Here is a 316-nt window from a genome sequence, read left to right as displayed (position 1 = left end):
GTAAATCCACACATGGTGGCAAATAGCGGGTTTGATTTCACTTGCAAATAGACACTCTCCACCATCACTTCAATATACTGTAAAGAGGCCAGTTCAAAAGCACGAAAAAAGGGCATGAAAGGATGCGGTTTTCTCCCAGTGGAAGGGAGATGAAATAATGAAGACGCAGACTTGTCTTCTTCCTCCGTTATTGAAAATAGTGCCGGTTGTATTTCATTAGAAGGATCATGTGCTCTTTCATTTTTTAGGTGCAAATATAAAAGGGTGTAGTATTCTCGTTCAATCGGCTTAAAAATCTCCCATGGGAAACACATGG

1 pseudogene is annotated in these 316 nt (G+C 40.5%); it reads right to left on the bottom strand.

What is annotated here, in order from left to right:
* A pseudogene (locus tag IC21_RS17325) lies at positions 1 to 314 on the bottom strand (transposase); the annotation flags it as partial.
* Positions 315 to 316: the final 2 nt, after the last annotated feature.

The sequence above is a fragment of the Heyndrickxia coagulans DSM 1 = ATCC 7050 genome (genome assembly GCF_000290615.1).
Lineage (GTDB): Bacteria > Bacillota > Bacilli > Bacillales > Bacillaceae_C > Weizmannia > Weizmannia coagulans.
Note: the sequence above shows the minus strand (reverse complement) of the source record. Positions and strands in the feature narration are given on the sequence as shown.